General features: G+C 43.7%; 18 protein-coding genes. 14 read left to right on the forward strand and 4 right to left on the reverse strand.

Annotated elements, in window-relative coordinates; genetic code table 11:
* Positions 1-282 precede the first annotated feature (282 nt).
* The 5 genes from PQ469_RS09800 to PQ469_RS09820 all read left to right on the forward strand — a co-directional run bounded on the left by PQ469_RS09800 (position 283) and on the right by PQ469_RS09820 (position 7,692).
* On the forward strand, positions 283-1,194 hold the full coding sequence (locus PQ469_RS09800; RefSeq protein ID WP_274212795.1) for a PorP/SprF family type IX secretion system membrane protein: 912 nt from the start codon (positions 283-285) through the stop codon (positions 1,192-1,194).
* A 20-nt stretch (positions 1,195-1,214) separates the two neighbouring features.
* A complete protein-coding gene (locus PQ469_RS09805; RefSeq protein ID WP_274212796.1) occupies positions 1,215-3,299 on the forward strand; it encodes a ferritin-like domain-containing protein in 2,085 nt (694 codons plus the stop codon).
* A gap of 14 nt (positions 3,300-3,313) precedes the next feature.
* Positions 3,314-4,234 (forward strand): MNIO family bufferin maturase, encoded by a 921-nt coding sequence (bufB, locus tag PQ469_RS09810; RefSeq protein WP_274212797.1) that lies wholly within the window; start codon positions 3,314-3,316, stop codon positions 4,232-4,234.
* On the forward strand, positions 4,227-5,087 hold the full coding sequence (locus tag PQ469_RS09815; protein ID WP_274212798.1) for an HvfC/BufC N-terminal domain-containing protein: 861 nt from the start codon (positions 4,227-4,229) through the stop codon (positions 5,085-5,087). The genes bufB and PQ469_RS09815 overlap by 8 nt, the downstream gene beginning before the upstream one ends.
* Before the next feature lie 307 nt (positions 5,088-5,394).
* Positions 5,395-7,692 (forward strand): GH92 family glycosyl hydrolase, encoded by a 2,298-nt coding sequence (locus PQ469_RS09820; protein WP_274212799.1) that lies wholly within the window; start codon positions 5,395-5,397, stop codon positions 7,690-7,692.
* 228 nt (positions 7,693-7,920) lie between these two features.
* On the opposite strand, the gene PQ469_RS09825 is transcribed toward PQ469_RS09820, so the two are convergent.
* The 4 genes from PQ469_RS09825 to PQ469_RS09840 form a co-directional block, all read right to left on the reverse strand.
* Positions 7,921-8,445: a hypothetical protein gene (locus tag PQ469_RS09825; protein WP_090651916.1), complete on the reverse strand. Its 525-nt coding sequence runs from the start codon at positions 8,443-8,445 to the stop codon at positions 7,921-7,923.
* Positions 8,446-8,640: 195 nt separating this feature from the next.
* Positions 8,641-10,203: a M20/M25/M40 family metallo-hydrolase gene (locus tag PQ469_RS09830; protein ID WP_274212800.1), complete on the reverse strand. Its 1,563-nt coding sequence runs from the start codon at positions 10,201-10,203 to the stop codon at positions 8,641-8,643.
* A gap of 239 nt (positions 10,204-10,442) precedes the next feature.
* A complete protein-coding gene (locus tag PQ469_RS09835; protein WP_274212801.1) occupies positions 10,443-10,826 on the reverse strand; it encodes a LiaF domain-containing protein in 384 nt (127 codons plus the stop codon).
* A gap of 123 nt (positions 10,827-10,949) precedes the next feature.
* Positions 10,950-11,282 (reverse strand): hypothetical protein, encoded by a 333-nt coding sequence (locus PQ469_RS09840; RefSeq protein ID WP_274212802.1) that lies wholly within the window; start codon positions 11,280-11,282, stop codon positions 10,950-10,952.
* A gap of 411 nt (positions 11,283-11,693) precedes the next feature.
* Between PQ469_RS09840 and PQ469_RS09845 the strand changes: the two genes are divergently transcribed.
* The 9 genes from PQ469_RS09845 (at position 11,694) to PQ469_RS09885 (ending at position 23,624) form a co-directional block, all read left to right on the forward strand.
* Positions 11,694-13,715, forward strand: coding sequence for a hypothetical protein (locus PQ469_RS09845; protein WP_274212803.1), 2,022 nt, complete (start codon positions 11,694-11,696; stop codon positions 13,713-13,715).
* Between the two features lie 22 nt (positions 13,716-13,737).
* The gene (locus PQ469_RS09850; protein WP_274212804.1) at positions 13,738-13,869 is read left to right on the forward strand and encodes a hypothetical protein; all 132 of its coding nucleotides are present in this window, start codon (positions 13,738-13,740) and stop codon (positions 13,867-13,869) included.
* Between the two features lie 10 nt (positions 13,870-13,879).
* A complete protein-coding gene (locus tag PQ469_RS09855) occupies positions 13,880-15,640 on the forward strand; it encodes an SGNH/GDSL hydrolase family protein (RefSeq protein ID WP_274212805.1) in 1,761 nt (586 codons plus the stop codon).
* 351 nt (positions 15,641-15,991) lie between these two features.
* Entirely contained in the window at positions 15,992-17,077 is a 1,086-nt protein-coding gene (locus PQ469_RS09860; protein ID WP_274212806.1) for a substrate-binding domain-containing protein, read from the forward strand.
* Positions 17,078-17,959: 882 nt separating this feature from the next.
* Positions 17,960-19,105 carry a phosphotransferase enzyme family protein gene (locus PQ469_RS09865; protein WP_274212807.1) on the forward strand — a complete coding sequence of 382 codons (1,146 nt, stop codon included), beginning with the start codon at positions 17,960-17,962 and terminating at the stop codon, positions 19,103-19,105.
* On the forward strand, positions 19,102-19,830 hold the full coding sequence (locus PQ469_RS09870) for a carbohydrate-binding family 9-like protein (protein ID WP_274212808.1): 729 nt from the start codon (positions 19,102-19,104) through the stop codon (positions 19,828-19,830). The genes PQ469_RS09865 and PQ469_RS09870 overlap by 4 nt, the downstream gene beginning before the upstream one ends.
* On the forward strand, positions 19,793-21,541 hold the full coding sequence (locus tag PQ469_RS09875) for a DUF4091 domain-containing protein (protein WP_274212809.1): 1,749 nt from the start codon (positions 19,793-19,795) through the stop codon (positions 21,539-21,541). The genes PQ469_RS09870 and PQ469_RS09875 overlap by 38 nt, the downstream gene beginning before the upstream one ends.
* A 165-nt stretch (positions 21,542-21,706) precedes the next feature.
* Positions 21,707-22,294 (forward strand): RNA polymerase sigma-70 factor, encoded by a 588-nt coding sequence (locus PQ469_RS09880; RefSeq protein WP_090651906.1) that lies wholly within the window; start codon positions 21,707-21,709, stop codon positions 22,292-22,294.
* A 151-nt stretch (positions 22,295-22,445) separates the two neighbouring features.
* The gene (locus tag PQ469_RS09885) at positions 22,446-23,624 is read left to right on the forward strand and encodes a FecR family protein (protein WP_274212810.1); all 1,179 of its coding nucleotides are present in this window, start codon (positions 22,446-22,448) and stop codon (positions 23,622-23,624) included.
* Positions 23,625-23,804 lie beyond the last annotated feature (180 nt).

The following is a 23,804-nucleotide window of genomic DNA, read 5'->3' on the forward strand; positions in this document are numbered from 1 at the left end:
CAGGAATAGAATAGAAGCCTGGTAAGGAATATTACTGGCCATGGTTACCGTTAGCAGACAGGTAACCATGGTTTACTGTAATTTATCTGCCAAAGAAGGGTAAAAATAGCTGGTGAATGGCTACAATTTAGGCTAATAATCCCTGTATACAGGCTAATAATTCACGCTATCATTACTTAGTTTTTCATAGGCGGGTTTGCAGAGTAAATTCAGCAAATCTGCCTTAGATGAAAGAGTAATACCATAACACAAAACACACAGGCTAACCAGGATTACAAAAAAATGTTTATCAAAAAAAATACGATAAAGCTAAGCCTGATACTTGCATTTACAACTTGCAGTAAGGTTTTTGCGCAACAACAGATTTATAACTACAGCCAATATGCAGATAACCTTACTGCAGTTAACCCGGCATATTCTATACTTGATAAGGCCGGGTCTGTAAGCGTGCTGGGGCGCAAGCAGTTTATAGGTATAGATGGTGCGCCAAGCAGCCTAATGCTGAATGCCAATTTTCCTATCGAATCTATCAACGGCGCAACCGGTTTGTATGTACTGAATGACCAGGCTGCTGTAGAGAAACAAATCGAGGCTAACGTTTTTTTTGCTAAAGGCGTGCAGCTTACCCAAACCGATTACCTGGCTGTGGCTTTAAATTTAGGCGTACGTAATTATGTAGGCAATTATTCGCAACTGGATGCTACCGACCCGCAGTTTATGAATGATGTGCGCGAAACGAAACCTAACATCGGTTTCGGGGTGATGTTGTATAGCGCCAATTATTACCTGGGTTTATCAGTTCCCGAATTTACCATCCGTAGCCTGGGCACGGCATCACAACAGCAGGCCAATTACCTGCGCACACATTATTACTTTACAGGGGCCTGCCTGGCCGATGTAAGCGACGATGTAAAGGTTAAACCAGCCACGTTGGTTAGCTATGTAAACGGATCGCCGGTTTTGGCAAATATTTCGGGCACATTGTATCTTAAGGAGCAATTGGGCATAGGCTTAAATTACCGCACTGATAAAAAAGCAGCGGCAATGTTATCGGTGATCGGTAAAGCATTCAGGGTAGGGTATAGCTACCAGTTTGGCACATCATCAAATAACCTGGGGGGCGTTAATATCACCACCCATGAAGTAAGCATAAGTTACCGGTTTGGAAATGTAACCGGCAATAAACTATTATAAACCAGAATAAAACCCTAACCATGAAAAGTACCTTACTGTTTACGCATGACGACCGGCTAAAAAAACGCCCGGTTTCCTTTAAGGAGGTTGACGAACAGGCCCTGCACGCTATTGTACAGGCAGCGGTCAACGTTGAGTTGTTTACCATCCCTTTGTACATGACCTCGTTGTACTCCCTGCAAGGTATGCATGAGATAAACAGCAAAGGCAATAACTTTTACCTGGGTCGCACCTGGCCGGGGATGGCAGCAACGGCCAAACCTGCAACGGCAAACGAAAAAGCATTTAATGCTGTTTTTAGTGTTTTTGTGGCCGAAATGCTGCACCTCCAAATTGTATCAAACCTGGCAAAAGTAATTGGTTATGAACCAAAGTTTACCTGCGAGCCCTTACAGGACGAGCAAACTTATGCCTGGAAATGTTATGGCGATGATAAAACAGTGCTGCCGCACATCCTCGACTTTAAAGATTGCATTGCACCATTCGACAAGGTAAAAGTTAAAACAGGGGCAATGAATAAAGAACAGGTACGCTTGTTTTTGGCTATTGAGCAAACCGAAACTGATGCCGAAAAGGTGCTCGACCCTGATAAAATTGCTAAATACAGTGAGAAAGCTCCTTTCGATAACTGGAAGCCCGGTACCGATTTGCCTTTGTTTGGATCGATAGGAAACATGTACCTGCAATTGTGGAATTACCTGTCTATAACTTATACCGATGGCGTAACGCTTTGGGATATTGTTTTTGAAAAGGGAAAAGCGGGTAGTGATGTAGCCCTACAAAAGGAAATTTTTAATCCCGAAAGGCTTAACCCTAAATTAGCACCAGATCCGAAGGATCCGGGTGATGATGAATACCCGGGCATTGCCACCAGTATCCAGAATACCGAATCGGAAGCTGCCTTGCTGGATGCCATGAACATGATAAATGGCATTACCGACCAGGGCGAAGGTGGGGGCGTAATTAAACAAATCCTGGACAGGATGAATAAAAGTAAGGGTGTCCATGAGTATGTTAACCCGAACGTCGTACAAGACCAGTTTAGGCCAAGCTGCCCGGTTTTGAAAAATAAATATCCTTCATTTACAGCTACCGGAGCCGATGCGCCATCGGCCAAAGCGGATGCCCGCGATACATTTGGCAAAATGGATCATTTTGAAACTTTTGCTTTTGTTATGAATTTGCTGATGGAGGGACAGATTGAAACCTGGGACCAATGGCATGCAAAAGGTAATTCATGGTCGGCCGAATCATTACAAACCGCAGCTTATGATCCTACACATAATCCGCAGCTACCGCCCTCGGGCGATATTGCCGGTGCTTTAAACAGGTTAAAGCTTAATGATACTGCCAATGCTAAAAACTTTGAGCTGTTTAGCCGTGCCTCTACAGGCGCTATAGCAGGTGTAACCAAAGTACTTAACGATTATTTTAAAAACCCCAAAACGCAATTCCCGTACCCGTCAATGGGAGGCTCGGGCGATAGGATGTCTATCTGCTGGGCTATTTTTGGCAAAGCGCCTGATATTAGCCTTGGGGTAACATCGCCAGACGATAAGCCTATAGACCGTACCCAACGCCTTTACCATGCCTGCCAGGGAATGAGCCTGGATGATGTGTTGAAAGATAACCCGGAAACCTGTGCAACAACAGCCATTTACCATACCTGCAAAGGATCGAACGATTGTAAAACCGAAGGTGGTTGCGGCTTTGTTCAAAAAACCACTGGCGGTGGGCTGTGCGGTGGCAAGGCTACAGCGTTTTATAAAACACAACCCGGATGGCCGGCAGCAAATGCTTTGCCTTTTAGTCCGCCGGCAGATAATGCCTGTAAAGCTTTGGGGGGCTGTGCTGTACCTATTTCGGCATCACAAATGTACCCTGCTGTAAAAGATGGGGAGGAGTACCGGATGCAACTGTATGATTTTGGAGACAAGCCCGGTTTTAAACCAAAATCATTCGGCATTCTTGATTACGAAAAGGGCGAGCTGGTTTATGATGTGGCCTGGAAAGCTTACAAAGCGGTGTTGGAGAAAAGGGGATTGCCCGTACCCGAAAAGCCAAAACCAAGTGATTTGCGTTTGGCCTTCCCGCCGTCAACCTAAAGAAAATTATTTTTATGAATAATAATAATTTACCACGCCTGGGCCTGCCAAATTTGGGCCTTGGCGTGGGTTTACGAAACAAGCATTTTAATTACCTGCTGCACAACCCGGCGCAGGTAGACTGGTTCGAGATCATCAGCGAAAACTTTATGGATGATTTTGGCTTTGCCCGCCACGTGCTGATGCATGTGCGCAAACAGGTACCTGTGGTAATGCATGGGGTATCATTATCTGTTGGCAGTACCGATCTTATCAACTATAAATACCTGGAAAAGTTAAAAGCATTAGCTGAAGCTATCGAGCCGGAGTGGATATCAGATCATTTATGCTGGACGGGTGTTGCCTATACCAATACCCACGATTTACTGCCAATGCCCATGACCCAGGAAAGCCTTACCCACGTTTGCGAACGCGTAATGCGTATACAGGATTATTTAAAACGGCCACTGATATTGGAAAACCCGTCAACTTATCTGCAGTTTAAAGCGTCGACAATTTCTGAATGGGGTTTTTTATCGTCATTGGCTGCTACAACAGGGTGTGGGTTGTTGCTTGATGTAAACAACGTATTTGTATCGGCAACAAATCATGGTTTTGATGCACCAAATTATATCAACAACCTGCCACATGAACATATTGTGCAAATGCACATTGCCGGGCCTACCGATTGCGGCGATTTGCTGATAGATACCCATGACCAACCTGTACCATCTGAAGTTTGGAAATTGTATGCCCAGGCCCAGCAATCAACGGGTGGTGTAAGCACACTGCTGGAATGGGATGCAAAAATACCCGATTATCCTGATTTGCTTATTGAACTTTACAAGGCCCGTGAAGCTTTAAAAGGAAATATCCCCGTTCAGGGTGTTAATAAATCTGAACATCAGCCTGTATCAAACCCGGTTGAATTTCAATTGCTGGCAGCAAATGGCTAAAGATCAAAAATTAGCATTATTGCAAAACTGGCTCAAAACCGTAGTGATGACGCCGGGCCACTTGCCTCAAAAACTGGGGCAGGCATGGCGTCTGCATGGGCTTGATGAAGCCGATGTAGTTGTTGCCGATGAGGGTACAGCATCGGTTTATACCCGCCTGAATGTTTATAGCTCGGGATATTTACTGCGTTTGCTGGAATGCATGTATGCCGATTATGCCGTTAGCCGGAAATTTATGGGCGATGAAGTGTTTGATAGCTTTGCTAAAGCTTACCTGTTATATCATCCATCCGCCTCGTTTACTTTGTATGACCTGGGTGCCGCATTTCCAGGATTTTTGGCTAAAACAAAGCCTCCCGTTATTTCGGGCGAAGAATCGGCTATAAATGATTTTATGAACCTGCCTGTAGCCTTTGCCAAACTGGAACGTGCCCGGCAGGAAGCCGTACGTGCGCCGGGAACTGAGGGCACTGCCGAACGTGACCAGGAGATCAGTATCCAGGATGTCCTTTTTAACACGGCTAAAATAATTACCCCCGATTGCCTGCGATTGCTGGAACTGGATTTTCCCATGATCCCGTTTTTTACCGCGGTTTACCGGGATGAGGATTATGAACTGCCGTCGCCCCAAAAAACATTCATCGCAGTAAGCCGCAAGAATTTCAGGGTCACGATGACCGATGTTACCGAAGTGCAATATACCTTGCTTTCGTTATGCCAGGCAGGGGATAACCTATACGATGCCATAACCGCGACAGCATCATTTAATAAAATACCCCCGTCCGAATTATTGGCAGATGTGTTTCTTTGGATGCCCATATTTCATAAAAATGGCTTGCTTGACTGGGCCTGATGAGGGCCTTAAACCCAGATGAACCGTGTTATTATGGTGTAGCAATTGGTTAAGTGATAGGGAAGACCCATGGCAAGCGCATCAAATTGGGTTAACATAACTTAACATATTTCAAATAAAATATTTATAAATATTTGATAATCAATATTTTGTATTTTAACATGGTTAACACTAAACTGAGTACGCAATTTAGGCGCATCCAAATATTTGTGCCTGTTGTTGGCCAATATACTTATAAAAAAAAATATGTAGATACATTTAAATTTAGTTTTGTGCGGTATATTAGCCGTATCAACCCTATTGATTAATGAAAAAACTTTTAAGTATTGGCTTCGTTTGTTTGTGTCCCATTGTGTTTGCCCAAAAAAAATCGTCCCCGGGCAATTTGGTACAGTATGTTAACCCTTTTATAGGTACCGGCGCTGTTGACAAAAACAGTTTATCGGGCAGTAATTTTCCCGGTTCAACAGTTCCGTTTGGCTTTGTGCAGCTAAGCCCAGATACCCGCGAAGCACCGGACGATCCGGCATCCGGTTATGATTATAATGATAAAACCATCATCGGCTTTAGCCACACGCACCTGAGCGGTACCGGCGTTGCCGATTTGTTTGATGTGCTGATGATGCCAACCACTGGCGCAATTAACCTGGTGCCAGGCAGCGCTGGGAAGCCCGGAAGCGGCTATAGCTCTGCCTTCTCGCATAAAGAAGAAACAGCCCGGCCCGGTTACTACCAGGTAATGCTGAAGGACTATAACATCAACGCCGAACTTACCTCAACATCGCACGTTGGCTTGCACCGCTATACTTTTCCTAAAAGTGATGAATCGCATGTGATTATTGATATGGACCACTCGCTTGACAAAAAGCGGGGCTACTGGTCATGTAAAATTGTGAGTGCGCAAATACGCGTAATAGACGACCACACCATTGAAGGTTACCGTATTTTAAGCGGCTGGGCCAAATTGCGGAAAATTTATTTCCATGCCGAATTTTCAAAACCATTTACCAGTAGTGTACTGGCCAGCGGTAGCCACCGCTATCCGGATCTGTCAATCATCAACGGCACAAACCTGAAGGCTGCTTTAAACTTTAGCACTAAGGATAAAGAGCAAGTTTTGGTAAAAGTAGGCCTGTCGCCCGTAAGTACCGAGAATGCCCGTATGAATATAAAAGCCGAGTTGCCGGGCTGGGATTTTGATAATACCAGCACGCAAAGCAGCCTGCAATGGGAACATGAACTGGGCAAAATTAAAGTAGAAGGCACGCTGGAGCAAAAGCAGATTTTTTATACGGGCATGTATCACGCTTTTACCCAGCCCAATAATATGGCCGATGTAAATGGCGATTACCAGGCTACAGATTTAACCATTGCCAATGCGCCGGATAAAACGCATTATTCAACCTTCTCGTTGTGGGATACTTACAGGGCGGCGCACCCTTTGTATACGCTCATTCAACCGGAAAAAACTGCCGGCTTTATCAACAGCATGATGCGCCAGTATGATACTTATGGCTACTTGCCTATATGGCAATTATGGGGCGATGAAAATTATTGTATGATAGGCAATCACGCCATCCCGGTTATTGTCGATGCGGCTTTGAAAGATATTAAAGGTTTTAACCAGGAGAAGGCTTACGAAGCGGTTAAAGGTTCATCCATAACAGATCATCCCGGCTCGCCTTTTACTACCTGGGAAAAATACCAGTATATTCCTGAAGATATCGAATCGCAGTCGGTTTCGGTAACGCTGGAGATGGCTTATGATGACTGGTGCGTGGCACAATTAGCCAAAAAGCTGGACAAAACCGAAGATTATGACCGCTTCATGAAACGATCTGAATACTACCGGAACTTGTACAATACCAAAACAGGCTTTTTTCAGGCCAAAAAGAAAGATGGCAACTGGCAGGAACCATTTGATGCGCTGGCCTATGGCGGCAATGGCGGCAGCCCGTATACCGAGGGTAATGCATGGCAGTACTTTTGGTACGTGCCGCAAAACGTATCCGGCTTAATTGATTTAGTAGGAGGGAATGCCGCTTTCAACCAAAAGCTCGACCTGTTCTTTTCTACAAAAGATAAACCCGGCGAGGTAAACGGCAATGCGTCCGGTTTCATTGGCCAGTATGCGCATGGCAACGAGCCAAGCCACCACGTTGCTTACCTGTATGACTATGCCGGCCAGCCCTGGAAAACACAAATGTATGTAGCCAAAGTGCTGAATGAATTGTATAATAACTCCTCATCAGGCTATTCGGGTAACGAAGATTGTGGGCAAATGTCGTCATGGTATATATTTAGCGCCATGGGTTTTTACCCGGTTAACCCGGCCAACGGGGTTTATGCGATCGGTTCGCCAATATTAAAAAACGCAGAGATCAACATGGGTGATGGTATGGTATTCGCAGTTAATGTAAAAAACGCGGGCAGGCAAAATGCCTACATCCAATCGGTAAAATTAAACGGTAAAAGCTACACCAAAACTTATATCACCCAAAGTGATATCACCGGCGGCGGTAAACTGGAATTTGTAATGGGGCCGAAACCCAACCAAAATTGGGGCATTAAACCTACCGATGCGCCCCTGGCGTGGGGGTATTAAATTCAAAATTCAAAAGTAAAAATTCAAAAAAAGAACTTTTAAGGTTTTAAAGACTTTAAGTTGAGTTTAGCACTGTATTGTACATTGAGCATGTAGCCGACTGTGCCGATAAGTGCAGTGGCGGTGAGCAGCAGTGACCTGGTCTGATATAAAACTGCTTTACCAATAAATATTTGTTCAAAAGCAGCCTTTGCAACAATACAAAGGCTGCTTTATGGTACTTGCAAATCAATCAAAATCATGATCAACCGGTGATAAGATAATGCCGTGGTGCGCGTTTACCACGCCGTTTGCGTAGCCATTATTATCAACAAACATTTTTTCGTTTTCAATAAAGAAATGCACTTCGCCTACGTTAAAATTACCTTTTATGGTAACTACACGGTCGGGATGCTGGGCATTAATCTCATTCAGAATGTGGCTTGACAGCCCATGAAATTCGTGCTTATCCATTTGGTAAACATCAAGCACCGGCTCCTCGTGGCCCGTTTGGTAAACTTTAATGCGGTAATTGCTTAAATCCACGCGGATGTCGGCTCTGTCGGCAACGGCATTATCGGTAATATTTAATGCCTTGCCATCGGTAGTGGCAATGTGTGCATCAATGCGGAGCGGCTGATTTATATTGCCTTTTTGCTCATTGTAATAAGTTAGTATCCGCAAAAACTCTGTGCTGTTGTTACCATCATTTACGGTAAGCGTACGTTGTTCGCTTAAAAAGATGGTGGTGCCAAAAATAAATGCATGTTTCATAATTCTATGTGTTGGTTTATTTAATCAACAAGCTATAAAAACGCAAAAAGTTTTAATGAAAAACACATTGTTACACAATGCGATAAAGCAAAAAAGCTCCCGGCCCAAACCGGAAGCTTTTAATATAATGTGTTGATAAATGTACAATGTTAAAACCCTTGCCGTTGCCCGGTATATGGTGCTTGTTTTAACCAATTACTTATCCAATCCGCCCCTTCGCGTGGCTTTGGTTTGTGCCGGCCATTTGATGCCTTCGGTTTTGGTATTGGTTGTTTTTACCGGGTCTTCGCTGGCCATGTAAGCCATTATAGCGGCCAGCATGGCGTTATTCTTCAGGTCATCAAATACTACCTTGTCGTAGGTGTCCCGGTTGGTATGCCAGGTATATGACCCGTACGACCAGTTGAGCGAGCTTAACGAAAAACCTGGAGCGCCTACTGCTACAAACGAAGCAAAATCAGAACCGCCACCGCCGGGCTGCCCGGGGAAGTTGGTTTTTATCCTGTTTTTTATCGTATCTGGTACGGCCGCAAGCCACCTGGTTAAATAATCTTTTGATTCAACAAAACCTTGGCCGCCGATATTAACCACACGACCTGTGCCGTTATCCTGGTTAAACAAGGCCTGCAGGTTTTTAACTATTTCGGGATGGTCTTCTACAAATGCGCGCGAACCATTCAACCCTTCTTCCTCGCTGCCCCAATGGCCCACTAAAATGGTGCGTTTTGGATGGGGGTAATATTTTTTGAGCAGGCGCATAGCCTCCATCATCGTAAGCGTACCAGTACCGTTGTCGGTAGCGCCTGTGCCGCCGTCCCATGAATCAAAATGCGCGCTTAGCATTACATATTCGTCAGGTTTTTCTGTACCCTTAATTTCGGCAATGGTGTTAAATGTAGGTACTACGCCCAGTTCTTTTGATTCGCAGTGGATGCTGATTTTAGGGCTGGTGCCCGATTCGGTAAGGCGGTAAAGCATTCCGTAATCTTCTAACGCGATATCAACCGTGGGGACTATTTTGGTATACGCGCCAAAAATTTTATCAACCCCAAAACCTGCCGACCAATTATTGGTGATAATACCTGCCGCGCCGGCATTTTCAAGTGCAACCGGCAGTGTTTTGTTGGTAAAACCGGTTTTGCTGATGCGCTTTCTCCAGGCGTCGGTTTGGGCGGTACGGGCGGCTTTCATCCTGTCGAATGAATCTTTGGTGGCAAATTCCGTCCAGTTATAATCGGGTCGGCCGGTTGGCTGGCACATGGATATCAGCACAAATTTACCCTTTACGTTGGGCAGCCACTGCTGAAAAGCGACTGAATCGGCCAGGTCGGGCAGGATGATGAGTTCGGCAGTTACCGTTTTTTTGCCCATGCCGGGGCTCCAGGCCAGTTGGGTGCCTTCTAATGATTTTACCCGCGGAGATACCATATCTATATGCGAAACACCGCGCTCCCAGCCGCGCCACTCGCCCCATTTTTCGTTATGGGCCTGTATGTCCCAGCTTTTGTATTTGGCTACGGCCCAATCATTGGCCTGTTTCATTTGCGGCGTACCAACCAGGCGCGGGCCTATGCCGTCAAAAAGCTGGTGGGCCAGGTTTTCCAATTGCGAGTTGCCGGTTTCTTCGGTCACGATGTTGTTGATAACAGGATTGGCAGATTGCGCGCTGGCAGCACCACTATAAAGTAAAGCGACCACTGCAAATGGCCTTGCCTTATGCCAAATATGAAGGCCGAAATTCAGGTTAATGTGTTTCATGAACCTAATTTAGGTAAAAGGAGGGAGGCATTGGCAGAAACTGCCTGTAGGTAGAATAATTGTTACAATTATTCCTACTCACCTTGAGTTGGCTGGATTTATGTGGATACCCTAAAAAGGAGAATTTTTGAATACACGCCGAATGAGAAACTGGTTGAGTGGAAACATTAGCCGGGCAAATGAAAGTCAACGTTCCGCGCCTTTGTATTATCCTGTGTATTTAACCTCAATATTGATCATCAATCCTCCATATCGTTCACAATTTCAACAGCGGCGAAAAACGAGAGGCCTTTGAGCACCAAAACTTTATCAGACTTTTGTTTCCTGGTTAGGTAGCTCCGGTTGTCTTCCAACTGAGAGGCAAAATGGGTTATATCGGCTTCAATTTGCCAGTTGGAGGGGATTACGATGGTTACCTGGCCAAATGCCTGCGATATATCTACGAAGGCAGTGCCTGAAATGTCGGCCTGGGTAAAATCCAGTTCGGTGCTGCCAAATACATTCTTGACACTTCCTCCTTTAAAATCTTTCGAAATTATGGTTCTTTTTATCTCGCCAAAAATGGTTGAAGTATCAAAGCTATCGTTGGCGTTTTGGCTCATGGTTCCTGATAAAATGTTCATATCCTTTGATTTAATCGTCGAACAAAGGTAAGTAACACAGCCGCCGCCGAAACTCAAAGTTTGCAAAGTGGTGTAAGTTGTCGGTAAAAGTGGGGATTATGTCGGTAAACTAAACGGCAGTGTTTAGTTTAAATTGGCCACTCCTCTGAAAAATTGTATCGCGCCAAAAACTATCGCGCCCCAAAATATAAAGCCAATATGGGCGAGTGTCAGTATCAGGCCACCGCCGCACCATAAGGCGCCGTAAAGCATATCTTTTTTTGCTTTATCTTTTTTTGCGTCTACAATCTGTTGTTGAAGCATATTAACAATGTATTCGGCATTTTCGGTATCTAAGCCGCGTTCAAGCAATGCGGCTTTTACTTCAAATACGTTTTGGCCTGCCATAAACAGGTTGCACGCATATTGATACATTTGGTCAAACGTATTCTGAGTTATGGTTGCTGTTTCTTCCATTGTGATAAGTTATCAGGTTTTGTGCATGCCTGCCTTATTGCAGGCACTATAAATTTATTTATTGTAATTGGTTTTTGCAATAGGGGCGAAATAATTTTGCAAAATAACCCGCAGATCACCCATATTCGGCAAACTTAAACCTGTTGTTGGCAGATGGTTCGAGATTCCATCTTTTTTAACAACAATTCGCCATGTATTAACAGAGGGGGGGGAATAATTTATTTACACACCATCCATACCCCAAAAATAGCGCAAACGATTGTTTTGACCATTAATAGATAATCTCCCGTTTTTTTCGTGATTCAAAGGGGGCAATATTCTGCAGCCTGTTTTTAATAGAATAATTAAAATCTATATTTGTGTGCGCACACGCAAAATATTTTTTGTGTTTTTCCCTGTAAATTATCAAATATGCTAAAAAAACTATTGCTTTTAATTTGTATCGGCTCAGCAGGCGCTGCCAGGGGCCAGGATATTTTTCTTTCGGGTATAAAGCCGGGCAAAGCGCTGGTATCTTCCAATAAGGGGATATTAACTTTAAAAAACAACTGCTTATCTGTAAAATGGATAGCCGATAAAAAGTCCGTTGCGATAAACGAATTTGTCGCGCAAAATAATAAGCAGATTACCTTAAAGGGCTCGCCCATGTTTGAGCTGGAACTTAAGGATGGTACAGTAATTAATTCTGCCGATTTTCAATTGAGCGCCCCTCCAAAAATCATGCTGACGAAAGGCAATCCCAAAGCGGTTAAACTTTCAGAAAAGGAAAACGGGGCAGCGGTTTTTGCCGAACTTTTGAACGTAAAATATGGTATCCGCGTAATGTGGGAAGCTATTTTAAAAGATAACTCCAATTATATCAGGCAAGCCTTTAATTTTCACAGCCTCAAAGATTCATTAAGGGTAGCTAAATTGAAACTAATAAAATTTCCGGCGGAAGCGGGTATTAAGCCATCGGGTGTTGTTGATGGCTCGCCGATAGTATGTGGTAATTACTTTTTTGCATCTGAAAGCCCTATAAGTAAATACAAGGCCGATAACAGCTGGTTTAGCAGCTATATTGAACGCCAGGAGCCAGCCCTGGATTTAACAGGTTCTACCGTTTGGGGCGTTGCACCGCAAGGCCAGCTTCGCCGGGGATTTTTGTATTATCTGGAACGGGAGCGGGTTGTTCCATACAGGCAGATGCTTCATTATAACTCCTGGTATGATATTTCATGGGCCGATCGTAAACTGACCGAAGCAGGTTGCCTTGATCGTATTAAAACCTTTGGCGATAGCCTTACAGTAAAGCGCCACCTTAACCTAAACGCGTTTTTATTTGATGATGGCTGGGACGATAATCAAACGTTATGGCAAATCAGTAAAACGAATTTTCCGGCAGGTTTTGATAATATGAAAACGATGGCCAATAAATACAATGCATCGCTGGGAGTTTGGATGTCGCCATGGGGCGGATACGAGCAGGCAAAAGAGCAAAGGTTGGAATATGGCAGGAAACAAAACCCTCCGTTTGAAACCAATTCGCATGGGTTCTCACTTTCGGGCGCCGTTTATTCCGGCAGGTTTAAAGATGCGGCCGCTAATTTTGTTACCAAATATGGTGTCTCGATGTTTAAATTCGATGGTGTAGGGGCGGGAGACCAATCAACAGGCGCTACGCCTGAATATCAAACGGATATGGAATCGCTCCTAAACCTGGTATCATCGCTCCGTAAAGTAAAGTCAGATCTTTATTTCAGCATGACCATAGGTACATGGCCGTCGCCCTTTTGGCTTAAATATGGCGATGTAATTTGGCGAAACGGCTGGGATACCAATACACAGGGGCAGGGGGATACCAGGCAGCAATGGCTTAATTATCGCGATGGCGAAGTATATAAAAATATTGTACAGCGTGCGCCGCTATATCCTATAAGCGCTTTAATGTATCATGGCGTTTGTATTGCCGATAATGGCCCACCTGCCAAATTTGATATGAACGATAAAGATATTGCCGACGAGATCTGGTCGTTTTTTGGGTCGGGAACAAGTTTACAGGAGTTGTATATTAATCCGCATAAATTAAATACTGCTAACTGGGATTGCCTTGCCAAAGCGATAAAATGGTCGCGGGAAAATGCCGGCATCATGCCCGATACACATTGGGTAGGCGGCGACCCGGCCAGGGGCGATGTTTACGGATTTGCGGCCTGGTCGCCCAAAAAAGCTATTCTTACTTTAAGAAACCCTTCAGATAAAGCAAAAACATTTGAGGTTAACACGGGTAAAGTTTTTGAATTGCCTTTAAATAGTAAATACAGTTATCTTTTTTATAACGCCAGGCTAAACAGCAACCAGGCAATAAATCCTTTATTTAAAGGAGGGATGTTTACCGTTACGCTTCAACCATTTGAAGTATTGGTATTAAACGCCACACCTGCGCTGCAATAAGTCAGTTTTTAACTTTGTGTTTATGCAAATTGACATAGTTGCAGGCGTTATGGAAAGTTTGGATGTGTGTGCGCATACACTCGAGTCTGCCTGTAAATACAGCCGCCGGATAGCCCCTGAATACGACTTGTTTTATACCCACGAGTACCTTTAAACAACCTGAAATGAACCGTATAGTAACCTTATTGATCTTTTGCTTTTTCAATACAGCATCCTTTTGCCAAACCACGGCAAGCTATAAATGGCTCGACCCTGCTACCGCCGGCTTCCCGGTTATTGAGGGCCAGGCATGGCCGGCAGAAACTGCAAATGCCTACGACAGGTTCCCGGCACGTGCCGAAAAAAGCCTTAACCCCAATGTGTGGAACATATCGCACAGTAGTGCGGGTTTGTATATCAAGTTTAAAACAGATGCGCCAAACCTGGTTATCCGTTATAAAGTAAAGGGTGATTTGGCCATGTCGCACATGCCGGCCACCGGGGTAAGCGGCGTTGACCTGTATGCGCTGGACCCTAATGGGAAATGGTGCCTGGCCCCCGGTAGTTTTACTTTTAAAGACACCATCACTTATCGCTTTTCAAACATACAGGTAAGCAAAACCTTTCCGGGCAGAAGCTATGAGTACAGGCTTTTTTTGCCGCTATACAATTCAGTATCCTGGCTTCAGGTAGGTGTGCCGGTCGGCAATACATTTAATTTTATGCCTTTATCTAAAGAAAAGCCGGTGCTGGTATATGGTACATCCATTGCCCAGGGAGCCTGTGCATCAAGGCCAGGTTTGGCATGGACCGCCCTATTACAGCGCGCCCTTGACCGCCCGCTCATAAATCTCGGTTTTTCCGGGTCGGGCCGGCTCGAAAAATCAGTGATCGACCTGATGGCCGAGGTGGACGCAAAAATTTATGTGCTTGATTGCATGCCCAATTTAATCAGCTTTCCAGATCGGGAGATTGAAACACGTTTATCGGCATCGATACAAGGCTTGCAAGAGAAGCATCCGCTAACGCCTATACTGCTTGTGGAGCATAGCGAGGGTAATGTAGATGGCCTGTTGGATACGGGCAGAAATACCGATTATAACCGGGTAAATAAAGTGCTCAACCAAACTTACTCCAGGCTGGTTGCCGCCGGAGCAAAAAACATTTATTTGTTAACCAATAAGGAAATTGCTTTTGATATTAATTCAACGGTTGATGGTGTGCACCCTAATGATGCCGGGATGCAAAAATATGCCGATGCTTATGAAAAAACCATCCGGGCAATTATTAATGAGCCGGTGGGCCCATATTCAACAACCGCGCCGGTTGTGCAGAGCCGGGATGGCTATTACGATTGGCGAAACAGGCATAATGAGATATTAACGCTTGTTAAAACCGATGCGCCGAAAATTGTATTCCTCGGTAATTCCATCCTGAATTACTGGGGCGGAACGCCAAAGGCGCCTTTGGCAAGGGGGGCCGCATCATGGGACAAATACCTGCAGCCATTAGGTGTAATAAACTTTGGCTTTGGCTGGGACCAGGTAGAAAATGTGTTATGGAGAGTATATCACGGGGAATTAGATGGTTTTAAAGCCAATAAGGTGATGATTATGATAGGCACCAATAACCTTTCAATTAACAACGACCAGGAGATAATTGAAGGATTAAGATTATTGGTACAGGCTGTAAAAGTACGTCAGCCCCAAACCCAAATTCTTTTATCAGGCCTGTTGCCACGAAGGGCGCTGGAAAAAAGGGTAGGGGCGCTTAATAAAGCTGTTGTTAAGTTGGCCGCGCAAACCGGTGTGCGTTTTATTAACCCGGGAAAGATATTTCTTAATAATGCCGGGAATATTGATGAGTCCCTTTTTGGCGATGGCCTGCATCCTAACGAGGTGGGGTATCAAAAACTGGCAGTTGCTTTGGTTTCTTACCTTAAATAAAAAAGGCTGTTATGCTGAGCTGTAAAAATTTGCAAAGTTCTGAGGGGGGGAATGACATACAAAAATAAAAGACTGTTATGCTGAGGAACGAAGCATCTATTCGCCAACTTTTCTATCGGTCATGCACAGCTGACAGATCCTTCGTACCTCAGGATGACAGGGAAATGGGATATGTCATAGATAGTGGTAAAATTTCGCGAAACAACGAAGGTGGAATGACATACAAAAATAAAAGACCGTCATGCTGAGGTATAAAACGTCCAACACATCTCCCCGGCAAAATTATAACAGGATAATGTGATAAAACTATATTAAATTACCTTTGCTATCTTTTTTATACAAAAGGCCAATATGAAGAATAAAATTGTACGCATTAAAGATATTGCCGAAAAAGCGAAAGTTTCTACAGGTACAGTTGACCGCGTATTACACAAGCGGGGGCGGGTATCAAAAAAAGTGGAGGAAAAGGTATTAAAGATCATCGAAGAGATGGATTATGAGCCCAATTTGATGGCAAGGGCCTTGGGTTCCAATAAAATATACCAGATTGCTGCCTTAATACCCGATCATAAAACCGATTCCTATTGGTACGCCCCAAAGGCCGGAATTGAAAAGGCCGAGAAAGACCTGAAACAATATGGCATCGTTGTTCAGCAATATATTTTTAATCCGTACGATGTAGAGTCATTTATTACCCAAGCCAATCAGCTAACCAAAGATAATCCGGATGGTATCATTCTGTCTCCGATATTTTACCGGGAAACCCTGCCGTTTTTTGAGAAATGGAAAGCGGCCGAAATACCATTTGTATTGTTTAATACCCAAATTGCCGAGTGCGAGCCCATAAGTTATATTGGCCAGGACTCATACCAAAGCGGTTTTTTGGCTGGTAAACTCATTCAATACGGCCAGCCCGATCCCTGTTCAATCCTGATTGCCCATATTGACGAAGAGATAAGCAACGCCGCCCACCTTTTGAAAAAAGAACAGGGCTTCCGTAATTACTTTGCCCAAAATAACCTGGAGCACCAGTATAAAATTTTAAGGATTGAGTTAAACCGGTCGAACCCGGCGTTGTTTATAACGCAGTTGGATGACGTTATTGATAGCACGCCCGATATTGCCAGTATTTTTGTAACAACATCTAAGGCGCATGAAATTGCAAGGCATTTGGAGCAACGCCATATAAAGCATATCAAAATAATAGGATATGATTTGATGCCCGCCAATTTGCATTTTTTAAATAAAGGAGCAATCAGTTTTTTAATTAACCAAAACCCAAAGGGCCAGGGTTACTGGGGCATTTACCAGCTAACCGACCATCTTGTATTTAAAAAGGAAGTCCCCATCATCAAATATCTTCCGCTGGACATAGTGACGAAAGAAAATATGAATTATTATGTAGATGATGAGGATACTGTTTATCTGAATATTTAAGAATCTGATGTGATTTTTCTGTCATCCTGAGTGGTAAAATTTTGCGAAATTCTGAAGGAAGAATGACGTATATCGCATGTCGGCGAGTCGACTCACCCCGACGAGGCTGCGCCCGTCTGCCCCTCCGACTGCGTCGCATACGGGGGCAATAAAACCAAAATCGAACTTCACCCTCTTTGCGGCTTTAGCCGGAGAGAGGGTCGGCCAGCGCAGCGTAGCCGGGGTGAGTCGTGGTCTGCGTTTAAGTGAATGTTTATGTAAAACCAAACAGCTCATGGATAGGCACAAAGCAATCGCGAACTGTCCAGATCCGCTTTGCATCCTTGCGATTGCCGCGCTATCGCTCGTATTATAGGTTGTGGGCATCTAAAGCCAACACGTCATCCCCATTTTTTCCAGGACCACCCTTCTTTATACCCGCAATCATGCGTGGATATGCGCTTCATTAGAAGTATGAAAACATTAATCGGCCAAATTTAACTTCCAATCCTAAAGCCAACATCCCGCACATCTCCCGGATCATTTATCATGTTGTTTTAAGCTGTGAAATTATTTTAAATAAAATTAACAAAGATGTGTGCGAACACGCAAATATTTTTATATTTGTATGTGGCTATACTTTAGTAGTTTAATGTGTGCGCATACTACTGCCTGTAAAGTCATTTATTTTACGCATGTCGCGGCTATCTGCCGATAGTTGTTGTACGCAATTTTTATTCCCTGTTCTCATTTGGCTGCGGTGCTCCCGATGCCATAGTTGTAAATTTCAACAACGTTTAGCAGGCACAAACAAACACATCCCGGTTGTTTTACCAGGCCGGGTTTAATAAAAATGAAGCTATAGCGCGTTTACGCGATATAGGATTTGAAGATTAATTTAAAATGAACAACGAAGAAAAAAAGGCTTATAACATTTTTGAAATAGCATCTAATTTTTGCATCGAGGGAAATATCGAAACTATTGTTCCGCATGGATCTGGGCACATTAACGATACCTTTTATTTGAAGAATACCAACGTTGCATTGCCCGGCTACCTGCTTCAGCGTATCAATCATCATGTATTTGAAAACGTGCCTGCCCTGATGGCAAATGTTCAGCTGGTAACCGGTCACCTCAAAAAAAAGCTGGCCCTTGTAGCAGGGTCAAACCCCGATAAGGAGGTGCTTACAGTTGTTTTGGCAAAAGACGGGCAGTGCTTTTTTTGCGACGCGGAAGGAAATTACTGGAGAATGTATTGTTTTTTGAAAGATACCAAAAGTTACGACCTGGTATTAACCGAACAGCAAGCCTATGAAGGGGGCAAGGCATTTGGTAAATTCCAGTTACTGCTGGCAGATTTGGATGCCGGGTTAATTTATGAAACTATAAAAGGTTTTCATGACATTACCATGCGGCTTGATAGTTTAAATAAAATAGTATTGGCCGACCCGGAAAACAGGGTTAAAGATGTGTTGCCCGAACTTACATTTGTGATGGAAAGGTCGCAGGAGATGGTTACGATTATCAATTTAGGAAAAGAAGGCAAATTGCCCCTGCGTATTATACACAACGACACCAAATTTAATAACATATTGCTTGATGCAAATGACCACGGGCAGTGTGTAATAGATTTGGATACCGTGATGCCAGGCTATGTAGCGTATGATTTTGGCGATGCTATCCGCACCATTATCAATACCGCATCCGAAGATGAGGAAGACCTTACCAAAATCGACCTTAGCATTCCGTTGTTTACAGCTTACGCGCAAGGATATTTTGAAAGTGCCGGCGGTTTTTTAACAGGTACGGAAGTTAAATCGCTTTCGATGGGGGTTTTGTTAATCCCTTACATGCAGGGAGTGCGTTTCCTGACGGATTATATAGCGGGCGATGTTTATTACAAAACGCATTTTGCCGGCCATAATTTGCAGCGCACCAGGGCACAGTTTCAATTGCTCAGAAAGCTGGAAGAAAGATATGACCTTTTAGACCAGGTAATTCAAAACGTAGCAGAAACATCCAGACAATTAGCATCCGAAACTAAATGAAAGAACTCGCCGTACCATTTTTGAGGGATGTAAGCAGAAGTAGCCCTATAGCCCACTTATCTTTTTTGTTAGATAGCTATCAAACTAACACTATTGGAATGGTTCCGTGGCCGCGTTACGGATATAAGCCTGATGTTAATTTCACGATAGCTTATGGAAGCGACTGCATTTTTATAAAGTATTACGTAACCGAAAAAACGGTGAGGGCGGTTTACAGCCAACCTAACCAGCCCGTTTATAAAGATAGCTGCGTAGAATTTTTTGTGGCCTTTGGCGACGAAAAGGAATATTACAATTTTGAGTTTAACTGTGCTGGCACTTGTTTGGTGGGTTTTGGGGCAAACCGGGAAAATCGCAAATTATTACCGGAACCCGTTATCAGGATGATAAGGCACCATGCACAATTAAAAGTGGTGAACAACCAGGGCGAAGGCAATATAGCCTGGGAACTTACCCTGATGATCCCGCTGGAAGCATTTTATTACCATTCGCTTGAATCAGTAGACGGGTGGCAATGCAGGGCCAATTTTTACAAATGCGGCGATGACCTGCCCGACCCCCATTTTTTGACCTGGAACAATATTAAATCAGCCGATCCTGACTTTCACCTGCCTGAATTTTTTGGTAAAATTAAATTCGGGAAGCAACAGGGATATTTAGCCACTTCAAAGCAAAAACAACGTAAGCATGAAACTGAAAATTACTGTACTGCTGCTGTTATATAGCGCCCTTGTTTCGGCGCAATCAAAAACCGGCGGGTACTACCAGGAACTCCCGGACGCTAAACCGGTTCAGCAACAAAGCTGGAACGTGTTGAAACCGGGTGTTTATGTAAGTTTTGCTTCGGCTGATATCCGTTACGATAAACGTGATGCGCCTGCTATATCGCCCTTGCAAACCCACTGGCAGGCCAAAGCATGGAAAGGCGAAAAAGTGCATACCCAATTCCTGGTGTGGGTTACCCGTAACTTGCAACAGCTGAGTTTTGAATGGAGCAAGCTTGATGATGGTAAGGGGCATCAAATTCCGGTAAAAAATATCAGTGCCAACTTTGTACGTTACGTGATGGCCGATGGCCTGAATGAGGAGGGCGGGGGCTGCGGTATCAAAGCCGGTCATGATTCGTCATTGGTTGAGGATGTAATTGATAACGTAAAATACCTGCCGGCTGCTAAAAATACTACCCGGCCTGTTTGGCTGAGCATTAAAGTTCCGGGCAATGCGGTTGAAGGTACTTATAGCGGCTACGTGAAAGTTAAAGAAGGAAAAAGCAAGTATCCCGCGATTTTGCATTATGCCATACAAGTACTTAACCATACGCTGCCCGAACCAAAGAACTGGAAATTCCACCTTGACCTTTGGCAAAATCCCTATTCGGTTTCGCGCGTGTACGGTGTAAAACCCTGGTCTAAGCAGCATTTCGATGCTATGCGCCCTTATATGAAAATGCTGGCTGATGCCGGCCAAAAATCAATCACTACCACACTTATCCACGATCCCTGGAACAGCCAAACCTACGATATCTATGGATCGATGATCAAATGGACCCTGAACAAAAATGGCTCGTGGACATATGACTATACGGTTTTTGATAAATGGGTAAGTTTTATGATGGCATTGGGGATTGATAAGTTTATCAACTGTTATAGCATGATCCCCTGGAATTTAAAATTCTATTATCATGACGATGCGCTGGGGAAAGACACCGCCATTATAGCCAAACCCGGTACGCCGGAATATGATACCCACTGGCGCCCCATGCTTGCCGATTTTGCCAGGCACCTTAAACAAAAAGGGTGGTTTGGCAAAACCACCATCGCTATGGACGAAAGATCGATGGCCGATATGCAAAAGGCGATAGCGTTAATCAAAAGCGCCGATAAGAATTTTAAAATTTCGCTGGCCGGTAACTACCATCCCGAAATTGAGAACGATTTAGCAGATTACAGTGTGGCCTCAAACCAGGTAATAGATGAGCCAACCATGCTTGCACGTAAAAAGGCGGGGCTTAACACTACTTACTATACCTGCTGTACAGAGGGGCATCCCAATACATTTACCTTTTCTGCACCCGCCGAATCTGTTTGGCTGGCATGGTATGCAGCCTATAAGGGATATGACGGGTACCTGAGGTGGGCCTACAATTGCTGGACGAAGGATGCTTTGCGCGACACGCGGTTTGGGTCATGGTCATCGGGGGATGCTTATTTGGTTTACCCGGGCCTGCGGTCGTCTATCCGCTTTGAACGGTTGATTGAAGGCATCCAGGATTACGAAAAAATTAATGTGCTGAAAGGGGAGTTTACAAAGGGCAACCAACAAGACAAACTACATCAGCTTAAAAAACTATTGAGCGGTTTTGACATCGGTGAGCTGAAGGGCAAGCGTGCGGATGAAGTTTTGGATGTTGCGCAAAGGAGTTTAAATAACTTGTAAGTTTTTAGTTTAAAAATGATTTTTTTTGAATTTTTTCTACAACTTTTTGATGAGGAGTTAAACAAAATGCTGGTTTCGGTGCCAATACAAAAAGGTACTATTTTAATATTTAAAACGATAAAAACACTTTCTTAAAGTTGCCAAATTTAAAATTTCACATGCGGAATGAATTGCGTTGAGACCCATATATTGACAGATGAGCGGCTTATAGCCTTGATCCGGGAGAATGATCTTACGGCATTTGAACGCATCTATAATAAATATTGGTCAAAACTCTACTTATCGGCATACAATATTCTCAGGGACAGGCAGGTATCTGAGGATGTTACACAGGAGGTATTGGTAAACCTGTGGTTAAAACGGGCCAGCCTTCAGCTTAACTCTTTAAACGCATATTTATATACATCTGTCAGGTACCAGGTGTTTAATGTTATCCGCTCCGGTAAGGTAAGAGCAGATCTTTTTAATCACCTCGAAGAACTTTTTAGCAATAACGGCGGCGAGGATCTCCTGTCTGAAAAAGATATTAACCGCTTGCTGGATCAGGGCGTTGCCGAATTGCCCGAAAAGTGCCGGCAAATATTTATCATGAGCCGTAAGGAGCATTTATCAACCAAACAAATTGCCGAACGGCTTGGGATAGCGCCAAAAACGGTTGAAAATCAACTAACTGTAGCCTTGGGCCGTTTACGTAAAACACTGGGCGATTTTGTTTGCATAGCCGCCGTTATGTTATGCATACGGTGGTTTTGATCCTTTTTTGCAGATTTTGTCCAGACTCTTTTCTTAACATTCTCCCTTAATAAATTCCCAAAACTTCATGATTTGTTAATGATATAGAAATATTTGAAATTTCTTTGGGGGTACCTGCTGTGTTAGGGTACTTACATATAATTAACGCCAAATGGAAAAAGAAATACTGCTGAACTTAATAAATAAATACCTTTCGAACCAGGCAACGGCCGAAGAGGAAGAACTATTGTTAAGCTATTACAGCACACTCCAAAAAAATGAGTTGAAATGGGATGAGCTTGAAATGGGTGATGAAAATACAGCCAGGGTTGAGCTTTACAGTAAAGTATTATCAGAGATAAAAGCGCGCGAATCCTCATCAAAAAAGGTTTTTTTTATGAGGAGGTGGTTTATAGCAGCATCCGTAACCTTGTTACTGGGTGTTTCCGCTTCATTGTTCTTTTATTTAAAAAATGACAATTCTTTTTTATCAACTAAAAACAAAACACAGCCAATTAAAAACACTATTGCCCCCGGAGGCAATAAAGCCTTATTAACTTTAGCTAACGGTTCGAAAATTATTTTAGATGATGCCGCCACCGGCGAATTGGCCAAACAATCCGGCGTAAAAGTAGCCAAAGCGGCTAACGGCCAATTGGTTTACACTGTCGAAAATACATCATCCAATTCAGCCACATCTGGCCCAATAGCCTACAACACCATCGAAACGCCAAAGGGCGGGCAGTACCAGGTTGATTTACCGGATGGTTCAAAAGTTTGGCTAAATGCAGGTTCTTCACTAAGGTACCCAACAAATTTTAATGGTAACATCCGTAGCGTTGAATTGGCGGGTGAGGCTTATTTTGAAGTTGCTAAAAACGCTAAAAAACCATTCAGGGTTGTGAGTAACAACCAGGTGGTTGAAGTTTTAGGTACGCATTTTAACATCAGTTCGTACATCGATGACACTTCGGTTAAAACTACCTTATTAGAAGGTTCTGTTAAGGTATTATCCACCAAATCAAACCAATCAAAATTGCTGAAACCGGGCGAGCAATCTAATATCAATTACTCAAATAGCTCATTATCTGTGCAACAGGTAAATACAGAAGAGGTTGTGGCCTGGAAAAACGGTTATTTCCTTTTTGTTGATGAAGACCTGAAAAGCATTATGAGCAAGTTTGCACGCTGGTATAATGTTGATGTAGAATACGCCGCAAACGTAGATAATTTGAGATTTGGGGGGATGGTTTCCCGATCAAGGGACTTAGCCCAGGCTTTGAAAATTATTGAACAGACAGGAAATATTAAAACTAAAATTGAAGGAAGGAGAGTTATCATTATGCCGTGATAATTACCCCACCTTAAGGTAACCTAAAAATAAGCCGGAAGTGCTCGAACACTCCCGACTAAAAAGTTAGGGCTTACCATGAAACTAAATTCGTAGTCCAATTACACCTTAAACCCAAACAAGTTCAAATGTATGAAATGTTATGAAATAAGTTTATGCAGGGTCCCCTGTATAAAAAAT

The sequence above is a fragment of the Mucilaginibacter sp. KACC 22773 genome (assembly GCF_028736215.1).
GTDB lineage: Bacteria > Bacteroidota > Bacteroidia > Sphingobacteriales > Sphingobacteriaceae > Mucilaginibacter.